An 18,765-nucleotide genomic window follows, 5' to 3' on the forward strand; every position below is an offset into this window, starting at 1 on the left:
TTCGTCATACGAATTTCAAGCACCAAAAGACTTAACCGCCACATTTGACACGTCACTCTGCAAGGCAATCCACGCTTTGAGATTTGCACCCTGGCGTCCCTTGCGCCACATGAGCCATGTAGTGGCCGTGGCGAAACGGGCCTCGAGCGGATGGCACGCAACGCGGTCGCGCCCGGGCAAGCTATCCAGCATGGCCTTGGGCATCATGGCAACGCCACCGGCAATCACGCAGGCCAGCATGCTGTGATAGGACTCGATTTCCATGATAGGCCCCATGGCACCGCCTGTCGCCGCAAACCAGGCCTCCAGCCTCAACCGGTAAGAGCAACCGGTTCGGAACGTAAATACAGGACGCCCGGCCACATCGGCTGCTGAATGTACCGGAGGATGATCAGCTCCGGTCACGAGCACCATGGGCTCCTCGAACAGCGGAACGCCTTCCAGGCCGTCATGCCGGGCAGGCCCGTCAACCAACGCAGCATCCAGCCGTCCTTGCAGCAATCCATCGATGAGCTCGCCGCTGGGACCCGTCTGCAGTTGCAGCTCTACACTGGGATACTGCTGATGGTAGGCCGCAATCATGGCCGGAAGATGAATAGCGGCAGTACTGTACATCGACCCCAACACAAAGGCGCCCGCCGGTGCACCATCCTGCACGGCCGCTCGGGCCTCGTCCGCCAAGGCGAATAATCGCTGGCTGTATCCCAACAGCACCGTACCTGCCGGAGACAAATGCAGCCGCTGACGCTCGCGCTCAAACAAATCCACGCCCAGCTTGTCTTCAAGCTGACGCAGGCGCGTCGACAGATTGGAAGGCACCCGATTTAACAGCTCCGCTGCACGGGCAATGGATCCTGTTTCAGCCACCGCCTGAAAAATGCGCAGTTCAGCCAGTTCCATAATCATTCTCTTTAAGTGAACAACCCATTCTTATTTATTCAGTTTTAGAGAACCTTAACAAGCCCTACCCTATATACATCAATCAAGAACCTACATAGGGACCACTCATGACCGCCCTGCACCGCCTGCTTGCCTGCCTGGTCGCCCTGTCCGTTGCGATGGGCATTGGCCGCTTCGCATTGACGCCTCAGCTTCCGCACTTGATTGCGGAAGGCCAGATAGACCTGACAGCCGCAGGCCTGCTGGCTGCTGCCAATTACCTGGGTTATCTGGTAGGTGCATTGGACGCCTTCTTTGCTCGCCAGACCCGCTTTCGGCTCGGTGCCGGCCTGTGGTTATGTGTAGGGCTGACCCTTCTCTCGGTGTGGGCCGAAGGGTTCTTGCCCCATGCCCTGCTCCGCTTTGGCGCGGGCCTGGCCAGTGCCTGGGTGCTGGTGATGGTTACCGGGCTCAGCCAGGGCGTAGCGGCACAGGCAAACATGCCGAAACTGGGCGCACTGGTTTTTGCTGGTCCTGGCGTAGGGATCGTACTGAGCGGCCTGCTGGCCCTGGTCACCAATCTGAACGGCCAGGGTTCGGCAACCCTGTGGCTGATCTATGCAGCGGTGGCGCTGGTGATGACCATCGCTGTACTGCCAGCCCTGCCGCGGGCGACTACTGCTCATGCAGTTACATCAACCAAGCCGATCTCGCCACGCATGGTCCGCCTGACAGCCGCCTATGCCCTGGTTGGCATGGGCTATATCGTTCCGGCTACATTTCTTTCCCAGATGGCTACGGCGCGCTTCCACGGCGAATGGGTAGCTGATCTGTTCTGGCCTGCCTTCGGTTTGGCGGCCGCGCTGGGTGTGGTGCTGGCCAGCTTTCGTCGCCAGCGGCCCGGTGCCACAAGACGTTGGCTCATCGCGACTCTATGGCTGCAGGCCGCTGGCGTCTTGCTATGCCTGCTGCCCGGCATGAGCGCGCTGTTTCTGGGTGTGCTGCTGTGTGGGGGACCGTTCCTGGCCTCCATGCAACTGGTGATGCAGCATAGCCGTGAGCTGGCTCCAGAAACGCCTCACCGCAATGCCGGTCTGCTAACCGCTGCGTTCGCAGGCGGCCAACTATTGGGTCCTCTGCTGGCGGCTGTCAGCAGCCATTTCGGTGGTGGGCTTGGCCCGGCACTCTGGATGGCGGGTGCCGGACTGATCATGGCCGGAGGGCTGATGCTGCAACCAGCCCCTCAGGCCGCAACGCAGCCCTCCGCCAGCTGAGTTTCAATCGTCTTCGTAATCTCCGTAGCGCTCGTCCAGCATGCGATTCCAGCGATCCAAAAGGCGCAGCGCTACAATCGCCAGGATGGCAATGACAATCTTGTAAAGCTGGCTGTACCAGTCGAAGTTGGCCTCGCCCGCATCTGCCAACAGGGCGCCAATAAGCCGAACGCTGGCAGTCGACAACTGCAAAAAGACGATTAACAGCAAGGCAGCCCGTACCAGTTGAGGGCGGAACACTGCAAAGCCGGTGAACAATGCCAGACCGAATTGCAGGCCGCCATAGAAGACCTGGGTTTCGGTAACCGAGGCGGAGTCCATGAGCAGCACTCCGCTGGCATTGGTCATTTCATAGGGCCTGAACCAATAGGCCAGCGCCAGACCCGCCCAGACCAGTGTCTGAACGATCAGAACCGCACGAGCAAAACGCGTGTAAAACATCCCCTGTTCTCCCTTGGGGTGTAGCCGCATGGGCCAAACCAGACAGATCCATTCAAAAAGCCAGAGAGCAACGAGCCTTTCGAACAGTCCTTAACAAGTGGAAGCACTTTGCACAGCGAAAGACCCAATGCCTCCTGCTCTTCGAGCGGCCGTGAGTTTATGCTGCCTGTATGCCAACCCGAAAGAGACCTTTACATGCGCCGCCTAGTTCTACTCGCCGCTTTGCTCGGCAGCACAGTTCACGCAGCCGAAGCCTTGACGATTGACGTATACCGCGATCCCAACTGTAGCTGCTGTAGCCAGTGGATCAAGCATCTGGAGGCAAACGGCTTTGCCGTTCACGATCACATGGAACCCAACATGAGCGAACTCAAGGCCCGGCTGGGTGTACCGCCACGATTTTCGTCCTGCCATACTGGTGTGATCGACGGAAAGTTTGTTGAAGGACACGTACCAGCCCACGACATTCTGACTCTTCGCCAGCGCCCTGACCTGCTTGGCGTAGCCGTACCCGGCATGCCCCTGGGTTCTCCCGGTATGGAGATGGGTAATCGGAAGGACGCCTATGAAGTGCTGGGGCTCAAAACGGATGGCAAGGATGAAGTGGTGTCACGGCACTAACGGCCCATGTCCCTTTCATAAACAGTACAACGCCTCCTTTATTGGATAAGGATCTGCAACCCTATGGCTTCCGAGACGCTCGGCTCTCCTCCTCTGGTACTTTCCATCCAGTCCCATGTTGCCTATGGCCATGTGGGCAATGCGGCGGCAACCCTGCCGCTACAATTGCTCGGCATTCAACCGGTCGTCGTCAACACCGTGCAGTTTTCCAACCATACGGGGTATGGCGAGTTCAAGGGGCAGGTCTTTCCCCCTGAGCATATCCATGATGTGCTTGACGGGCTGAGAGCACGCGGCATTCTCGCGCGCTGTGATGCGGTCCTGTCGGGCTATCTGGGCGACGCCGCCATTGGTGAGGTCATCCTGTCCGTGGTACAGGAGATCCGAAAGAACAAGCCGGGCGTGCACTACCTTTGCGATCCGGTGATGGGCGACGTAGGCCGCGGCGTCTTCGTACGACCGGGGATCCCTGAGTTTTTGCGTCGACGGGCCATTGAACAGGCCAGCCTGATTACACCCAACCATTACGAGTTCGAGCTGCTGTATGGATCATCGCTGGCGTCGACAGAACATGCTATCCAGGCCGCTCGCGAGTTACTCGGCACGCCTGAATGCCCCGGCCCGGACACCATTGTTATAACGAGTCTGCGAACGCCGGATCTTCCACTCGACAAGCTCAGTACGTTAGCGGTGACCACCCGAAGTGCATGGATGGTACAGACCCCCTACGTTGAGCTGCAGCCACTGCCTAATGGCATGGGCGATGTGTTTTCGTCCGTACTGCTGGGGCATCTGCTGGGTGGGGTCAGTACGCCTGAAGCCGTGGCCAATGCCGTTAGTACGCTTTATGCCCTGGTGGCCCGCACTACACCGGGTAGCCGCGACCTGCCCTTGATCGCAGCACGCGATCAGATCATGTCCCCAAGCGAGCACTTTGAGGCAATACGCCTGACCACCTGAGCCCTCTCATGATAAAACCCGCGTCAGGCGGGCTTTATCGGCGCAACGCTATGATCAGGGATTTTTGCCCGTGTTGGCAGCCGGCCCCATGCCCGGCGTTGAGCCTGCACCTGTACCGTTAGTGTTGCTGTCCATTCCCATACCCGCCCCAGTGCCGGTATGGCTACCCTGGCTACGGTGCGTGCCATGATCCATGGTGTCAGGCCCTGTCTTCGAACCGGTGCTGTGATTCATGCCATCCGGTGTTGTAGTCCTCGCGCCTTTGCCATTGTTGGGTGAACTGCCTGAGTCGGCGCTTGGCGTCACATCATTGCTGTTCACGCTAGGGCCGGGTGTTACCGGCTCGGTCGGGGATGTCGGATCGGTCGGGCCGGTTTGAGCAAAGGCAGACGTGGAAAGCAGACTTGCCAACGCCGCTATAGCGAGTTTCTTGTTCATCGGGCACCTCCTGGCTCTTGTATGTGTGTGCCTAGGGTTTGGCATCAAGAGACTCGGGAGGTGCAGGTGCAGTGACCAGCGGTCAGGGAATGATCCGCTCGGCCCGCAGGCGATTGAACAGGTCGATGAAGGATGCCCGGCTGTCGTGGTATCCCAGGAAGCCCAGATCTCGGCTCTTAGTCATGTCGTTCAGGCATTCGATTTCACGTCCCAGGTCTGCATCGCTGTGCCACCAGGAGGCCAGCTTGCCTATGTCGGATTCGACGAGTTCATAGCGACGCGCCATCTCCTCCCATACCGGTCCGATGTCCTTCATCTGCTCTTCCAGCGGTTGACGCTCGTCTGGGCAGGGCGCAGCCTCCAGCTCGAAAAAGTCCGCGATCTGTGTCCACATCCAGCGCCAGCGGAATACATCGCCATTGACGGTATTGAGCGCCTGGTTCTGCCCGCTGGGCGACAACGCTGCCCACTCCATCTGGCGCGCCAAAAGACCGGCATCGGTGATATCCGTCAGGCCATTCCATTGCACCTTCGAGCCTGGGAATACGAAGGGACGTCCGGTCTCCTTGCAGATGCTTGCATAGATAGCCAGGGTCACGCCCATGTTCATGGCATTACTGCCACGCGCCATGCCGATCATGCTGTGAGAACGGTGCACGCTCCAGCTGAAGCCGCGGCGCTCAGCATGTTCAAAAAGGATGTCTTCCAGCGTGTAATAAAAGTTCTCGCCCGGCAGACGCGGGTGCTCCTCGCGGAATGGCGTCTCGGCGGCATTCTGACCATAGCTTTCGAATGGGCCCAGGTAGTGCTTGGTTCCTGTTACCAGCGCCATATGCTGAAGAGGCGCGTTTTCCACCGCCTTGCAGAGGTTGCGCATCATGGCACCGTTGGCCTCGACATTCTCTTTCTCGGTGTCGCGGCGGGTCCATGTACAGAAGAAGGCATGGGTAATGGGGAGATCCTTCAACGCGGCGGTCAGCGACTGCTCATCCAGCAGATCACCGGTCACGGGAATGACACCTTCCTGGCTTGAGGGCGTGCGAGCCAGGCCATACACCGTCCAGCCACTGGATATCAACACATTGGCCAGGTTGTAGCCGGAAATTCCTGTCACACCAACAATGAGCGCTGTACCTTTCAACATGAATATTCTCCACGATGGGGATGCCGGGCATCCGCATGAAACAAAGATGAGTCGCGCCGATTACCGGCTTGGCATGAGCCGTTGCGTACACGTAGCCTTGTGGACTCACCAACCCTTGTTAGGAGCCCCTATGTCGCCATTGGTTTACTGGCATGTGGATGTTTTTGCGAATCGTCCGCTTGCGGGTAATGGGCTAGCCATCTTCCCGGATGCCTCGGGCCTGCCTGTCAGTACGCAGCAGAAACTGACCCAGGAGCTGCGCCAGTATGAATCCATCTTTCTTGAGCCACGGGCGCAGGCAAATACCTTTGGTGCACGTATTTTCACGATAGAGGAAGAGCTGCCTTTTGCCGGCCATCCGCTAATTGGGGCTGCCGCCCTGCTCCACCATCAGCACGGGCAGGCCGAGCAGGAGACCTGGCGGATCGAGCTTTCGGAAAAAACGGTTACCCTGATGACTCACCGCGCCGCAACAGGCTATTACGCCGAGATGGACCAAGGCCTTGTCCAATGGGGATGCCAGTTGGATCAGGCGCAGAGCCAGTGGTTTGCCCACGCCTTTTCACTACGACTACGAGACCTTGATGCTGATTACCCGCCCATGGTTGTCAGTACCGGGCTTCCCTATCTGATCCTGCCGGTCAAAGGTAGCCAACTGGGCCGTGCGCGGATCGCAGCGCAGGATCTGGAGGCGCGTTTGCACGGTATTGGCGCGGCATTCGTATATGTGCTGGATGTAGAACGTGGCGAAGGTCGCAGCTGGGATAATGCCGGCCTGGTAGAAGACATTGCGACAGGTAGCGCAGCGGGTGCAGCAGCGGCCTATCTGGTCCGCCATGGCTGCCAAGGCGCTGGAAAGCCCTTCGTTATTCATCAAGGCGGTTTCACCGGGCGCCCCAGCCAGATGGATGTTTCTGTAGATGAACAAGGTGCCGTACGGGTAGGTGGACATGTTCACCTACTGTCTCGCTCCGAGTGTGTGGTCGAACTGCGAGTTCGCCAAACGGCTGAGGGCTCGAGTCACCACGTTTCGTAACATTTTGGCGCACTCTGCCAAACGCCCGTGGTCTCACCCACAAAGCGTTCAAGCGAGGCGATGAGATGGATTGGGGTAAAGGGCGGCGTAGCGACAACGTTGAACAGGCCACCGGTGGTGGTGGCCGTGGGCTGCAAATCGGCGGTGGCCTCGGTGTTGGCGGGGTTCTGCTGGTCGTGGTGTTCAGCCTGGTGACAGGCCAGGACCCGCTCCAAGTCCTGAGCATGGTGACAGGTTCAGGCGGCGGAGCGCAGGTAGCCCAGCAAACCCAGGCGCCGGACGCCAACTCCAAACAGGTGGATTTTGTCCGCGCCATCCTGGGCGACACCGAAGACACATGGGGCGAAATCTTTGCGGCCCATGGAGAACACTATCAACAGCCCAAGCTGATTCTTTTCAACGGTCATGTGCAATCGGCCTGCGGCTCCGCCAGTGCCGCAACCGGCCCGTTCTATTGTCCGGCTGACCAGCAGGTTTATCTGGACCTTTCCTTCTTCGATGAGATGGAGCGCCGCTTCTCGGCAGCCGGGGATTTCGCCCGTGCCTATGTCATTGCCCATGAAATCGGTCACCACGTGCAGGACCTGGTCGGCACTACGGAAAAAATGCAGGCTGCTGAGCGCCGTGGCATGCCTGCCCAAGGTGCGCAGGGGTTATCCGTTCGCCTGGAACTGCAAGCCGACTGTTACGCCGGCGTTTGGGCAAATCATGCCCAGAAACGCCTACACTGGCTGGAGCCCGGTGATCTTGAAGAAGCCATCAACGCAGCCCATGCCATTGGTGACGACCGTCTCCAGGAGCAGGCTCAAGGGCGCGCCGTTCCCGACTCGTTTACCCACGGCACCTCCGAACAACGGGCCCGCTGGTTCAGGACCGGATTCGACAATGGTGCGGTAGAGCGCTGCGATACGTTTACAGCGTCTCGTTTATAACCTTGCAAAGGCGGGTACCCGATCGATCGGATCGGTACCCCTCTCTCAAGCCCGCGCGATGCGCTGCGCCAGTGCGAAACAGTCCACGGCATGATCATCAGCCAGCTCTGGCCAGGTATTCTCCGGTGCGTTGACCAATACCGTACGCGTACCGGCTGCGCGGCCACACTCCAGATCAATTCGATGATCGCCGACCATGACCACGTCGCTCGGCTGCACCTGCCAGCGCTCGATAAAATGCTGCAGCCCACCTGGATGCGGCTTGGGTGGCGCCTCGTCTCGCCCAAGCACTTCCGCCCGATTGAAACACTCGGCAATACCAATAGCTTCCAGCGTTACATAGGCCAACTCCTGAGCATTACGGGTCAGGATACCGATCCGGCAGTTGCGCGCACATAACGCCCTGATCAGCTCAACCGCCCCTGGGGCAGGCTTGGAACCCATAGCCAGCTCCCGCTCATGCTCAAGCAGCCAGGCATGCTTGGCCTTGCTGTCCGCCTCGGGCAAGGCGGCCAGGTAATGGAGGATATCAGCCTCAGGTGGTATCTCCAGGGCACGCCGAATGGCTGCGAAATCATGCACGGCAACCGTCAAGGTACCGTCCATATCAAATACCCAATGGGTGTAGTCACAAAGGTTCATGGTCTTCCTAAGTCAGAGATTGGGGAACTGCGCCGCACCTCTTTCCGTCAAGACAGTAGGTACTTCTTACGCAGGCGATGAATTCGCAATGAAGACGACAGTACACGCACTTTTGTTCGATGTGTTCGGCACCGTAGTTAACTGGCGGGGCAGTTTAATCGCCTCACTTGAGTCCTTTGGGGAGAAAAACGGCCTTAAAGCCGACTGGCCTGCCCTTGTCGATGCCTGGCGAGCTGAGGCCTACGGCCCGCTGATGGATGAGATTCGCGAGCGAACACTACCTTGGACGCCGCTTGACGATCTGCACCGTGTGGCGCTTGAGGAACTGCTGCCCCAATACGGACTGGTTGGCCTGACCAAGGCTGAAGTGGACTGGATTCATCGCCTCTGGCACCGGCTCGATCCCTGGCCGGATGCCGTCCCCGGTCTGACTCGACTCAAGCAGGGCTATAGCATCAGCGCCTTGTCCAATGGCAACGTTGCCATGCTGGTCAATATGGCACGCCACGGCGGTCTTCCCTGGGACATGGTCTTCGGCGCGGATCTGTTCAATCACTACAAGCCTGATGCCGAATGTTATCTCGGCGCCTGCACCCTGCTGGGCCTTGAACCTGAACGAGTCATGCTGTGTGCGGCTCATAACAATGACCTTCAGGCAGCCAGTGAGCTGGGTCTGCGGACGGCCTTTATTCAGCGCCCTCTGGAAAAAGGACCAAAAGGTCCGATCGAACAGCCAGCCGACGGCTGGGATCTGGTTGCCAGTGACTTGCAGGATCTGGCCGATCAGCTAGGAATGAAAACAACAACCCACGAGGATGAACCATGACGCTGACTGTTGCCCTGATCGCCCCAGGCTCCATGGGCGCTGCTGTGGGCCGCTATTTGCGCGATCACGGCCTGGATGTCTGTACCACCCTGGCCGGCCGCAGCGTGGCTACCCGCGAGCGCGCCGCAGCGGCAGGGTTGCGTGAGGTCGAACAGGAACAGCTGGGTGAAGCCGATATTCTGCTCTCCATTGTGCCGCCGTCCGAAGCCTTACCGTTGGCGCAAGAGCTGGCCCCCCTATTGGGCCGCATGAAAAAGACCGTTTATGTGGACTGTAACGCCATTGCTCCAGCCACCGTCGAGCAGGTCGGCCAGACCCTTACCGATGCAGGATGTGCCTTCGTCGACGCGGCCATCTTTGGCACGCCTCCTTCGCCTGAACGAACGTGCCCCTCGTTCTATGCCTCAGGCGAGCATGCCGCGCGATTTGCCCAGCTCAACGACTATGGCCTTCCGGTGAAGGTACTGGAAGCACCCATCGGTGCCGCGTCAGGACTTAAGATGAGTTATGCCGGTATTACCAAGGGGCTGACCGGCCTTATCGCTGCCATGGTGCAGGCTGCCGAGCGCAGTGGTTCCGGCCAGGCATTGCGCGATGAACTCAAATGCAGCCAGCCGATGCTTTACGAGTGGGCTAACGAGAAACTGCCCGACATGTACCCCAAAGCCTACCGTTGGGTAGCAGAAATGGAAGAGATCGCTGCCTTTGCGCAAAAAGACCGTCCCAGCGAGGCACTGTACCTTGCCATGGCACAACTCTATTGGCGCCTGGCCGAAAACCGGGCAGCCGGCGCCGGAAACGATGTGGCAGAACTGGAAAAGTGGCTGGCGCGTTGAAGCAGTGGATTAACGGCAGCGCTGACGCTGATTACGTTGCCGGTTGTGCCACATAGCTAAGCACAAAGGTTACGACGCCACACGCATCCAGAGGCTCATCGCGACCGTAATTGATTGGGCGCGCCTGACGATGCCCACCCAACAGCAGGCGACCGCCCTGGTTATCATGCGTGAGTCGGCGTATTTCATACTGGCCGTTCACATCCATGATAACCAGATGCCCCGGTCGGCATTCTACTGCCCGATCGATAATTAGCCGATCTCCCGGATAGATCCCGAACTCAAGCAGGCTTTCATCATCCACCATCACCACCCAGATTGGTGACTCGCCCAACCCCACCAGCCTATCCAGCGAGATGGCGTTTTCTTCCCATTGACCCGCCGCAGACTGAAAGCCGCTGATCCGCAGAGAGTCCGCCTCGGGCAATAAATGGCGAAGCCGCTCGCTTCGCCCTAGTACGGTAATCGACATACCTGATGACCCAGATAACTGTATATGCGTACAGATACCAGAGCAGCAACCTCAGGTCAATCAAAGACTTAAACCGCAACCCAATGATCCAGATCTACCGCGCGATAACGTTGCAAGGGAGCCTGATAACCACGTGGCTTGATAGGGTCAGGCGTTTCGACTTCCTTGAGCAGGCTTTTAAAGTCCTTGCGGTGATCCACATCCGGCATGGGCACAGCAGCCAATAGCCGCCGCGTATAAGCATGTTGCGGATTTCCAAGCACCTGATCACACTGACCGATTTCAACGATCTGACCGCAAAACATGACCGCCACACGATGACAGATACGCTCGACCACTGCCATGTCGTGGGAAATAAAGACGTAGCTCAGCTGATATTCCCTCTGCAAGCGCTCCAGCAGATCGAGCACCTGTGCTTGTACGGACACATCGAGCGCCGATACGGACTCATCCGCAATGATGACCTTGGGGTTGAGCGCCAGCGCACGGGCAATACAGATACGCTGCCGCTGTCCGCCCGAAAACATATGCGGGTAGCGCTCCATTGCCTCAGCCGGTAAGCCAACCTGATCCAGCAATTGGGCGACACGCCTCTTACGGGCCGCAAGATCGCCTTGTCCATGAATAAGCAAAGGCTCGCCTACGAGATCCAGGATTGTCTTGCGCGGATTGAGGGAGGCGTACGGATCCTGAAAGATCATCTGGATATCTTGCCGCACCGGCTTGAGCGCATTGCCGACAAGCCCATTCAACTCCCGCCCCATGAGCTTCACGCTGCCCTGGTAACTCAGCATGTTCATGAGCGCTCTGCCGGTCGTGGACTTGCCGCAGCCGCTCTCCCCTACGATTCCCAAGGTTTCGCCCTGGTGCAGAGTGAAGCTTACGTTTTCCACCGCGTGAACGTTGCGAGCTTCCTCGAACCAGCCGCCCCGCAGCGGAAAACGCACGGTGAGGTCTTGAATCTCCAGCACTACTGGCTGCATTGCTCGCGATTCAGGTTTGGCGGCTGTTCCCAGTACCGGCACGGCCGCCAGAAGCTTTTGCGTATACGCTGCCTTGGGCGTCCTGAAAAGCTCGCGTACCGGTGCCCGCTCCTCCATCACGCCCTGATTCATCACCACGACCTCATCGGCCATTTCCGCCACCACGCCCATGTCATGGGTGATCATTAACAGCGTGGTGCCAAACTCGCCCTGTAACTCGCGCATGAGTTCAAGGATCTGGGCCTGAATGGTGACGTCCAGGGCTGTGGTAGGCTCATCAGCAATCAGCACCCGCGGACGGCAGAGCATCGCCATGGCGATCATTACCCGTTGCCGCATCCCGCCGGACAACTCGTGGGGATATTGCGTAAGGCGCTTTTCCACCTGGGGTACACGCACCGCGTCGAGCATTTCACGGGCACGCTGCCGCGCTTGACCACGACTCACCGCCTCGTGCCGACGTACCGTCTCCTCCAGTTGCTGGCCGACGGTCATCAATGGGTTGAGCGACGTCATGGGCTCCTGAAAGATCATGCCGATGTCCTTACCCCGGAGCGCCTGCATCTGCCGCTCGGGCAGATCCAGCAGATTCTGTCCCTCGAAAAGGATAACGCCGCTGGGCAATCGCGCCATCTTGGGCAGCAACCCCATGATGGCCAGCGAGGTGAGGGATTTACCACTGCCGGACTCTCCGGCGATACACAGGGTCTTGCCACTGTGCAGGGCAAAGCTGAGGTCATTCACGACGCGCCTGCTGCCAAACTCGATGGACAGGTGCTCGACCGACAGCAAAGGCCGGGGTGTCTCGGCAGTCATGGCATTACCTCAGTTGAAGACTACTTTGGGGAAGTAGAACGAGACCACCCAGTTCGGCATGTCCACCACTTCACTGATTCGCAGATCACCGCAGACCGAGCACAGCATGTAGGCTTGCTCGGCCGGCATGCCGTGTTCACGGCAGAGCCAGTCGATTGTGCTACTCACCGCCTGGCGAGCCGCATCCATCAGGTCAGACGCGACACCGGTAAAGGCCTCGTACCCCATGGCATCCAGGTGACGGGTTACCGGCCCTGGCGTACTGAAGCGCGGTGCGGCCAAGGGAGTGGACTTGATAAGGTCCAGCTTCACCACCACGTCCATGGCGCTCTCGATGGCCGTCCCGCAGACCTCACCGTCACCTTGGGCTGCATGGGTATCCCCTATTGAAAACAACGCCCCCTCCACTTCCACGGGCAGGTACAGGGTAGTGCCGGCGGCCAGATCGCGGATGTCCAGGTTACCTCCCACGCGACGGGGCGGGACGATCGAATGCGGCCCTGGCGCAGCCGGAGCAACGCCAAGGGTGCCTGCAAACGGCTTGAGCGGGACTTTGCCGAACTGGCCGAACGCAGCGGGTGCCAGGCTCTCCTTGTCGTAATGCCACAAGGCCAACGCCGGTTCCTTGAACTGATCGGCCAACAGACCAAAGCCTGGAATGTTCGCGGTCCAGCCAAAGCCGCAAGGCTTGAAGCTGTCGATCGTCACCTTGAGTACATCACCCGGTTGGGCCCCTTCGACAAAGATCGGCCCGGTAACCGGATTAATCTTGTCGAACGGCATCGTGGACACATCGGCGGCGACCGACTGTGCGTTGAAGTAGCCGTTGGAGGAGTCATGGCACTGAAACTCCAGCTCGGTTCCGGGCGCAACCCGGGCCGTTGGTTCGAAGCTGTTGTCCCAGCCGAAATGGCTGTTGATGCTATGGATCGTTTTAACCAAGCAGTTCTGGCACATTCACTTCACCCAGATGTAGTCGTAGTTGACGGGGACGTGGACAGGGTCGACATACAGCGCATCGTCACCTCCCATGCGAGCAGATCGCACGGTAAAGCGCTGCTCGTTGAAGATCGGCACCCACGGCGCATCGGCCATGACATCGGTAAAGATCTTTTTCCATAAGGCAATCCGCTCGGCCTGCTGTTCGGGTTTGGCCATCGAATCAGCCCTTTTCGCTTCGGCATCCAGCGCCTTGTTGCAGTACAAGGCCCAGTTCCAGCCACCCGCTACCGCCCCCTCGCACCCCAGGATCGGGCCGTAGAAATTCGATGGATCGGGGAAGTCGGCGATCCAGGCCATACCGCCCGACCACACCATAGGTGCCTTGTCTTTCTCGCTACCTGCCGCAATCACGTTGGCCTGCGCCAGGGACTTGATCTGTGCACGAATACCCACCTTGGCCAGGTCCTGTTGGATGGACTGGGCGATACGTGGCTGCGGGTCGGTATTCATCACATACAGCTCGGTATCGAAACCGTTGGGAAAGCCTGCATCGGCCAGGAGCTTCTTGGCGCCCTCCACATCGTAAGCATAGCCCTTGAACGCAGCGTCATATCCGGGCATGGCAGGCGGCAGTGGCTGGTTGGCTGGCTTGGCGCGACCATTGATGATGCGAACGATCCGGTCCTTGCTGATCGCCATGTTTACGGCCTTTCGAACCTCAAGTTTGTCGAACGGAGGCAGCGTGGTCTTCAGCGTGAGGTATCCCGTTTGTAACTGGTCACCGATGACCATCAGCTCCTTCTGCTGCGGGTTATTCTTGAATTGCAGAAATTGCGCGGGGGGCACACCATCCCCGGCGATGTCCACTTCACCCTTTTGCAGGCGCATCAGGGAGACCGTCGGGTCCTGGCCGATCTCGAACTTGATGCTATCCAGATACGGTACGCCAGCATGGAAGTAGTTCGGGTTCTTCTTGAAGACCAGCTGCTGGCCCAGTTTCCACTCGGCCAGCTCGAAGGCACCGGAACCTACCGGATGCTTGCCGAAGTCAGCGCCCCACTGTTCGACCGCCTCTTTCGGAACGACCGAGGCGAAGTTGATCGCCATGATGTGCAGGAAGGTAGCGTTAGGCTGATTCAGCTTTATCTTGACGGTGTATTCATCAGGCGTCGTGACCCCGCTCAGCGTCTGGCTCTTGCCAGAGGTCATGTCTTCATAGCCCTGGATGGACGAGAAAAATCCGGCGCCCGGACTCTGGGTTTTCGGGTTGACGGCCCGCTCCAAGGAATATTTCACGTCGCTGGCCTTCAACTCGCGACCATTATGGAATTTGACGCCTTTCTTCAGCGTAAAGGTGTACTCGGTGCCGTCATCAGAGACGGTGTACTGCTCGGCCAGTGACGGGATCAGCTCCGTCGTGCCGGGCTTGTAGTCGACGAGCCTGTCAAACAGGCTTTTGATCATGGACCAGTTTTGCCAGTCGTAGCCAATAGCTGGATCCAGCGTCGCCACATCGTTCTGATAGGTGATGACCGCCTCGCCGCCCGTCTTGGGTTCGGCCGCCAGCAGGTTGCCAGCGAACAGCGTAGCCGCAATGGCCAGGGATAAAGCGTTCCTTCTCATGCTCCTGCCTCTTTTTAGATGTCGTTAGTGCTTTTTCACATCGATACGCGGATCAACCAGCGGAATCACCAGATCAGCCAGCAGATTGCCCACGACAATCGCCACGGCCGAGACGGTCGTAACGCCAACAATGACGGGAATGTCCACTTGCTGAATGGCCTGCCAGGCGAGCTGACCGATGCCAGGCCAGCCGAACACGGACTCCACGACCACCAGCCCACCCATAAAAATGCCGATATCGATTCCGATCATCGGAATGATTGGAACGATGGCGTTAGGCAGCACATGGCGGAACACCACACGCAGACGACTCAGCCCCTTGGCCCGCGCCGTCCGAATAAAGTCCTGATGTAAGGCCTCGATCATGGAGGACCGCACCATCCGCGAGTACCAACCGCTCCCCAGGAGCCCCAGTGTCAGAGCAGGCAACAGAATGTGGTGAAACTCGCCATACCCCCCCATGGGAAACCAGCCAAGCTTTACGGCAAAGAAGTACAGAAAAAGCATGGCGGCGATGAACTGGGGGGACGACACGCCTATGAAGGAAAAGGCCATGAGCAGGCGGTCGGCAAACGAATCCCGCTTGAGCGCGGCGATAATGCCCAGGCCGATCCCGATGATCAGCTCGAACAGGATGCCCATCCCCATGAGCTGCAGCGAAGGCACAAGACGTGAGCCGATCAGCTCAGAGACCTCCGAGCGCTGGATAAAGGAGCGCCCCAGGTCGCCGTGTAACAGCCCTTTCAGGTAGTTGAAGTATTGCTGGTAGAACGGTAGATCCAGCCCCAACTGATGGCGAATGTTCTCGACCACCTCGGGTGTCGCGCTGCGCCCGGCGATCTGTCGCGCCGGATCGGCTGGCAGCATGAACAGGAGCAGATAGGTAATCAGCGTAACCCCTAGCAGGATCAGCAATGCGTACGCCACTCGGCGGGTTATGAAGGTCAACATCAGCCTCTCCCCTTCAGCGTCGGATCAAGGGCATCGCGCAACGCGTCACCGACCAGATTGAACGACAGCGACAGCAGTACGATGGCCGCCCCGGGAAACAGCACCAGCCAGGGCGCTGACGTAAAGTAGGTCTGGCTTTCAAAAATGATGTTGCCCCAGCTGGGTGTTGGCGGTTGAACCCCCACCCCCAGAAACGACAACGTAGCTTCCAGCAATACGGTAGTGGAGATGCCCAGCGTGGCCCAGACCAGAATCGTAGGTACCAGATGTGGCAATAGGTGGGAAAACAGAATGCGCATGGAGCTTGCACCCAGGGTACGCTCGACCTCAACGAAATCCCGCGCAGACAGCGCCACGGTTTCCGAATAGATCACCCGGGCGATCTGCACCCAGTTCACCATGGCGATGACCAGCGCCACAATCCACACGCTGGGCTGAAAGATGGCCGCCAAGGCGATGGCCAGCAGTAACGCTGGAAAGGCCATCATGAGGTCGGTAAACCGCATCAGGGTCGTTCCGAGCCAACCGCGTATGAAGCCCGCCGCAAGACCAACCAGCGTGCCGATCAATACGGCGATTCCATTGGCCAGCACGCCGATGAATAACGAAGTTCGTGCGCCATAGAGCAGACGCGACAGCAGATCACGGCCCAGCAGATCCGTTCCCAGGTGATACGTCGCGTCCGGCGGTAATGGCGCACCTTCCAGGGTCAGCCCCTCGATGAACTGCTCAGAAGGATCATAGGGCGCCACCCAGGGTGCCAGTACAGCCAGCAGCACGATTGCCACAATGAACAGCAATGCGATCACGACGGAGGGCCGACGGTACAAAGTGGCTACGCCCGTCATGAGCGAGCCTCCCTTGCATCCTGCCGATGCGCCTGAGTCAGATCCAGGCAGATCTCTTCCAGGCTCCGGTTGGTTTGCATCGAAAGGTGACGGATACGCTCGTAGGCCTGGGTTTCGGTGATCTCCAGCTCGACCATCAGCCAGGCCAGCGCCTGAGCCACGAGAGGGCGGCTGTCCACCTTGTCTTGCAGACCTACGACTTTCTGCTGCTCATCACGCAGCCGGTCGCGCAGCCCGATGGCCATCATCAGCGTGGTGTAAACCGAGCCCTGCGTGATGGGCTTGTTCAACATGGCAGTCGCACCTAACTCCAGCGCACGCTGAATCTGTGACAGCGTCTCGTGCTGGGTCAGTGCGATGATCGGCAGAGCGCGCCTATTCGCCTCGGCCAACAGCACGGGGCTGGCGAACTGATCCAGTTCCACGACCAGCGCCAATACATCATTCAGGCCGGTTTCGGCATCCTGCGCCACGACCGATGCCGCAACACCCAGACGCTGCAGGCTTTTTTGCAGACTCGCCTGGGCGCGTTCATCACAATCCACCAGCAGCAAACGGGTATTCTCGAAATCGGGACGCTTAAGCAGAGTCATTTGACGATCCTCAAATGGCGGGACGGTACGGCATGCCGCCGGGTACGAAATACGCTGAGGTCAGTTGCCGTCAGGTACGGGTCCGCCTCACACAATGCGGGCTCGACATGCCGGATCACGAATCGCTCGTCTTCAAGCTCGGCGATGTAGCACGGCAGACTGGTGTGGTTATTGCGGGGCGATACCTGTAGGTCGCCCAACGCTGTTTTCACCGGTGCGGCATACAGGGCTTTACAGACTTCGGCTGGTTTATCGTTGCCGCCTCTCTGGCAGGCCTCCGCCAGCAGATACACTCCGGCGTAGGTACAGGCGTAATAGTGTGAATAAGGGTGCGGCCCATGCCGACGGCGTTGGCGCAAGCTGAACACCGGGTCCACTGCCTCGAAGTAAGGACCGCAGGAAAACAGCCGCAAGGCCTGCATGCGTCCGAGCTCGGCCAGCTCCCCTTCGGTAAAGTTGCAGCTGAGCACCGGCAGGCGCATATCACGCTCGACGCACACCTGGTCCAGCTGCTGCAAAAAGGCATAAGAAGATTCGCCAACCAAGTTGTTCAGTACGAACGTTGGCCGACTGGTGAGTAAACTCTCGATCACCTCGCCGAACGCAGTGATGCCCAAGTGGAAATACTTCTCACCACAAGTGACGCCACCCGCTGCCTCCATGATTTCGCGGGCAATACGGTTGCTTTCCCAGCCCCATACGTAGTTGGAGCCAATCAGCATGGCTCGGCCGCCAAATGCCTCGATGGCAAAACGCAGCAGGGGAATCAACGTCTGGTTAGGACAGCCCCCGAGGTATAAGACGTTTTCGCTGCTTTCGAACCCTTCATAAGGGCATGGAAACCAGAGCAGACTGTTGCGCTGCTCAAGATCAGGGATGATGTCCTTACGGCTGGCCGAAGTGATAGGCCCGAAAATGTGTCGGACTCCCCGTGCATGCAGCTCAGCCAGCCCCTCACTGTAGCGCTCTGGTCTACCTTCGGGGTTGAAATGATGCAGACGAAGCTCAAAGTCCAGGTGACCGCTTCCATTAAGCTCGGCAATGGCATGCTCTGCACCCGCTAACGCATTTCGGCCCATACGCCGGTAAGTGCCGTCGGTAGAGAATAAAGCGCCAATCGATACCACCTTACCGTGCATTTTTTCGCTCCAAAAAAAAGCCCGAACAGGTGTCGTGAAACACGTGTTCAGGCTTCGTTACCCGGGCGCATCGGGGCGCATAAAGAGTCAAGGCTTACAGGCACATCGCCATGCTTTGTGAAATAGACAAGAAAAAATGATGCCAACTCTCCCTCTATCAGGGAACAAGGGCTCTAGCTCGCGCTCTAACCGCTTACCTCCTCTGATGATGTGCACCACTTTCAGGCATGATCAGACGGGAAGGCCCTGTTTCGGAGCGTTTCCATACTTGGAAAGTGTTTCGAAAGGCCCCATTCATTAGGGCTGAAAAATAACGCAATACATTAAGAATAGGTGACAAGACCGTTTAGGCCTTATATAAATAGGGCT

At 58.5% G+C, this 18,765-nt stretch carries 20 protein-coding genes; 7 read left to right on the forward strand and 13 right to left on the reverse strand.

Annotated features, from left to right (window positions below):
- Positions 1–15: 15 nt before the first annotated feature.
- Positions 16–900, reverse strand: a complete 885-nt coding sequence (gene ptrR / locus JQR90_RS13835; RefSeq protein ID WP_010795221.1) for a putrescine utilization regulator PtrR — start codon at positions 898–900, stop codon at positions 16–18.
- A gap of 107 nt (positions 901–1,007) precedes the next feature.
- Between ptrR and JQR90_RS13840 the strand changes: the two genes are divergently transcribed.
- On the forward strand, positions 1,008–2,153 hold the full coding sequence (locus JQR90_RS13840; protein ID WP_010795222.1) for a YbfB/YjiJ family MFS transporter: 1,146 nt from the start codon (positions 1,008–1,010) through the stop codon (positions 2,151–2,153).
- 3 nt (positions 2,154–2,156) lie between these two features.
- On the opposite strand, the gene JQR90_RS13845 is transcribed toward JQR90_RS13840, so the two are convergent.
- Positions 2,157–2,594, reverse strand: coding sequence for a DUF4345 family protein (locus tag JQR90_RS13845; protein ID WP_010795223.1), 438 nt, complete (start codon positions 2,592–2,594; stop codon positions 2,157–2,159).
- 195 nt (positions 2,595–2,789) lie between these two features.
- Between JQR90_RS13845 and JQR90_RS13850 the strand changes: the two genes are divergently transcribed.
- Complete coding sequence (locus JQR90_RS13850; RefSeq protein WP_010795224.1) at positions 2,790–3,215, forward strand: DUF411 domain-containing protein; 426 nt, start codon at positions 2,790–2,792, stop codon at positions 3,213–3,215.
- A 63-nt stretch (positions 3,216–3,278) separates the two neighbouring features.
- Positions 3,279–4,175 carry a pyridoxal kinase PdxY gene (gene pdxY / locus JQR90_RS13855; RefSeq protein ID WP_010795225.1) on the forward strand — a complete coding sequence of 299 codons (897 nt, stop codon included), beginning with the start codon at positions 3,279–3,281 and terminating at the stop codon, positions 4,173–4,175.
- Positions 4,176–4,229: 54 nt separating this feature from the next.
- Here pdxY and JQR90_RS13860 read toward each other — a convergent pair whose 3' ends face one another.
- Both JQR90_RS13860 and JQR90_RS13865 read right to left on the reverse strand, forming a co-directional pair.
- Entirely contained in the window at positions 4,230–4,613 is a 384-nt protein-coding gene (locus tag JQR90_RS13860; RefSeq protein ID WP_010795226.1) for a hypothetical protein, read from the reverse strand.
- Positions 4,614–4,695: 82 nt separating this feature from the next.
- Positions 4,696–5,754, reverse strand: coding sequence for an SDR family oxidoreductase (locus tag JQR90_RS13865; protein WP_218186941.1), 1,059 nt, complete (start codon positions 5,752–5,754; stop codon positions 4,696–4,698).
- A 133-nt stretch (positions 5,755–5,887) separates the two neighbouring features.
- Between JQR90_RS13865 and JQR90_RS13870 the strand changes: the two genes are divergently transcribed.
- Both JQR90_RS13870 and ypfJ read left to right on the forward strand, forming a co-directional pair.
- Entirely contained in the window at positions 5,888–6,793 is a 906-nt protein-coding gene (locus JQR90_RS13870) for a PhzF family phenazine biosynthesis protein (RefSeq protein ID WP_010795228.1), read from the forward strand.
- Between the two features lie 65 nt (positions 6,794–6,858).
- The gene (gene ypfJ, locus JQR90_RS13875) at positions 6,859–7,725 is read left to right on the forward strand and encodes a KPN_02809 family neutral zinc metallopeptidase (protein WP_073449416.1); all 867 of its coding nucleotides are present in this window, start codon (positions 6,859–6,861) and stop codon (positions 7,723–7,725) included.
- Between the two features lie 45 nt (positions 7,726–7,770).
- Here the strand turns inward: ypfJ and JQR90_RS13880 are convergent, their stop codons facing one another.
- Complete coding sequence (locus JQR90_RS13880) at positions 7,771–8,367, reverse strand: HAD family hydrolase (RefSeq protein ID WP_010795230.1); 597 nt, start codon at positions 8,365–8,367, stop codon at positions 7,771–7,773.
- A gap of 88 nt (positions 8,368–8,455) precedes the next feature.
- Here JQR90_RS13880 and JQR90_RS13885 point away from each other — a divergent pair, with 88 nt between their 5' ends.
- Positions 8,456–9,193 carry a haloacid dehalogenase type II gene (locus JQR90_RS13885; RefSeq protein ID WP_010795231.1) on the forward strand — a complete coding sequence of 246 codons (738 nt, stop codon included), beginning with the start codon at positions 8,456–8,458 and terminating at the stop codon, positions 9,191–9,193.
- The gene (locus tag JQR90_RS13890; RefSeq protein WP_010795232.1) at positions 9,190–10,029 is read left to right on the forward strand and encodes an NAD(P)-dependent oxidoreductase; all 840 of its coding nucleotides are present in this window, start codon (positions 9,190–9,192) and stop codon (positions 10,027–10,029) included. Before JQR90_RS13885 ends, JQR90_RS13890 begins: the two co-directional genes overlap by 4 nt.
- A 31-nt stretch (positions 10,030–10,060) precedes the next feature.
- On the opposite strand, the gene JQR90_RS13895 is transcribed toward JQR90_RS13890, so the two are convergent.
- The 8 genes from JQR90_RS13895 to JQR90_RS13930 form a co-directional block, all read right to left on the reverse strand.
- On the reverse strand, positions 10,061–10,501 hold the full coding sequence (locus tag JQR90_RS13895; RefSeq protein ID WP_010795233.1) for a S24 family peptidase: 441 nt from the start codon (positions 10,499–10,501) through the stop codon (positions 10,061–10,063).
- A 68-nt stretch (positions 10,502–10,569) separates the two neighbouring features.
- Positions 10,570–12,300 carry an ABC transporter ATP-binding protein gene (locus JQR90_RS13900; RefSeq protein ID WP_073449419.1) on the reverse strand — a complete coding sequence of 577 codons (1,731 nt, stop codon included), beginning with the start codon at positions 12,298–12,300 and terminating at the stop codon, positions 10,570–10,572.
- A gap of 9 nt (positions 12,301–12,309) precedes the next feature.
- On the reverse strand, positions 12,310–13,257 hold the full coding sequence (locus JQR90_RS13905) for an acetamidase/formamidase family protein (protein WP_010795235.1): 948 nt from the start codon (positions 13,255–13,257) through the stop codon (positions 12,310–12,312).
- Positions 13,258–14,865: an ABC transporter substrate-binding protein gene (locus tag JQR90_RS13910; protein WP_010795236.1), complete on the reverse strand. Its 1,608-nt coding sequence runs from the start codon at positions 14,863–14,865 to the stop codon at positions 13,258–13,260.
- A gap of 24 nt (positions 14,866–14,889) precedes the next feature.
- Positions 14,890–15,816, reverse strand: coding sequence for an ABC transporter permease (locus tag JQR90_RS13915; RefSeq protein WP_010795237.1), 927 nt, complete (start codon positions 15,814–15,816; stop codon positions 14,890–14,892).
- Positions 15,816–16,664, reverse strand: a complete 849-nt coding sequence (locus JQR90_RS13920) for an ABC transporter permease (RefSeq protein ID WP_010795238.1) — start codon at positions 16,662–16,664, stop codon at positions 15,816–15,818. Before JQR90_RS13920 ends, JQR90_RS13915 begins: the two co-directional genes overlap by 1 nt.
- On the reverse strand, positions 16,661–17,257 hold the full coding sequence (locus JQR90_RS13925; RefSeq protein WP_010795239.1) for an ANTAR domain-containing response regulator: 597 nt from the start codon (positions 17,255–17,257) through the stop codon (positions 16,661–16,663). The genes JQR90_RS13920 and JQR90_RS13925 overlap by 4 nt, the downstream gene beginning before the upstream one ends.
- On the reverse strand, positions 17,254–18,396 hold the full coding sequence (locus JQR90_RS13930) for a transporter substrate-binding protein (protein ID WP_010795240.1): 1,143 nt from the start codon (positions 18,394–18,396) through the stop codon (positions 17,254–17,256). The genes JQR90_RS13925 and JQR90_RS13930 overlap by 4 nt, the downstream gene beginning before the upstream one ends.
- Between the last annotated feature and the right edge of the window lie 369 nt (positions 18,397–18,765).

It is taken from the genome of Pseudomonas sp. JZ114, assembly GCF_051027705.1.
In the GTDB taxonomy this organism is placed as follows: domain Bacteria; phylum Pseudomonadota; class Gammaproteobacteria; order Pseudomonadales; family Pseudomonadaceae; genus Chryseomonas; species Chryseomonas luteola.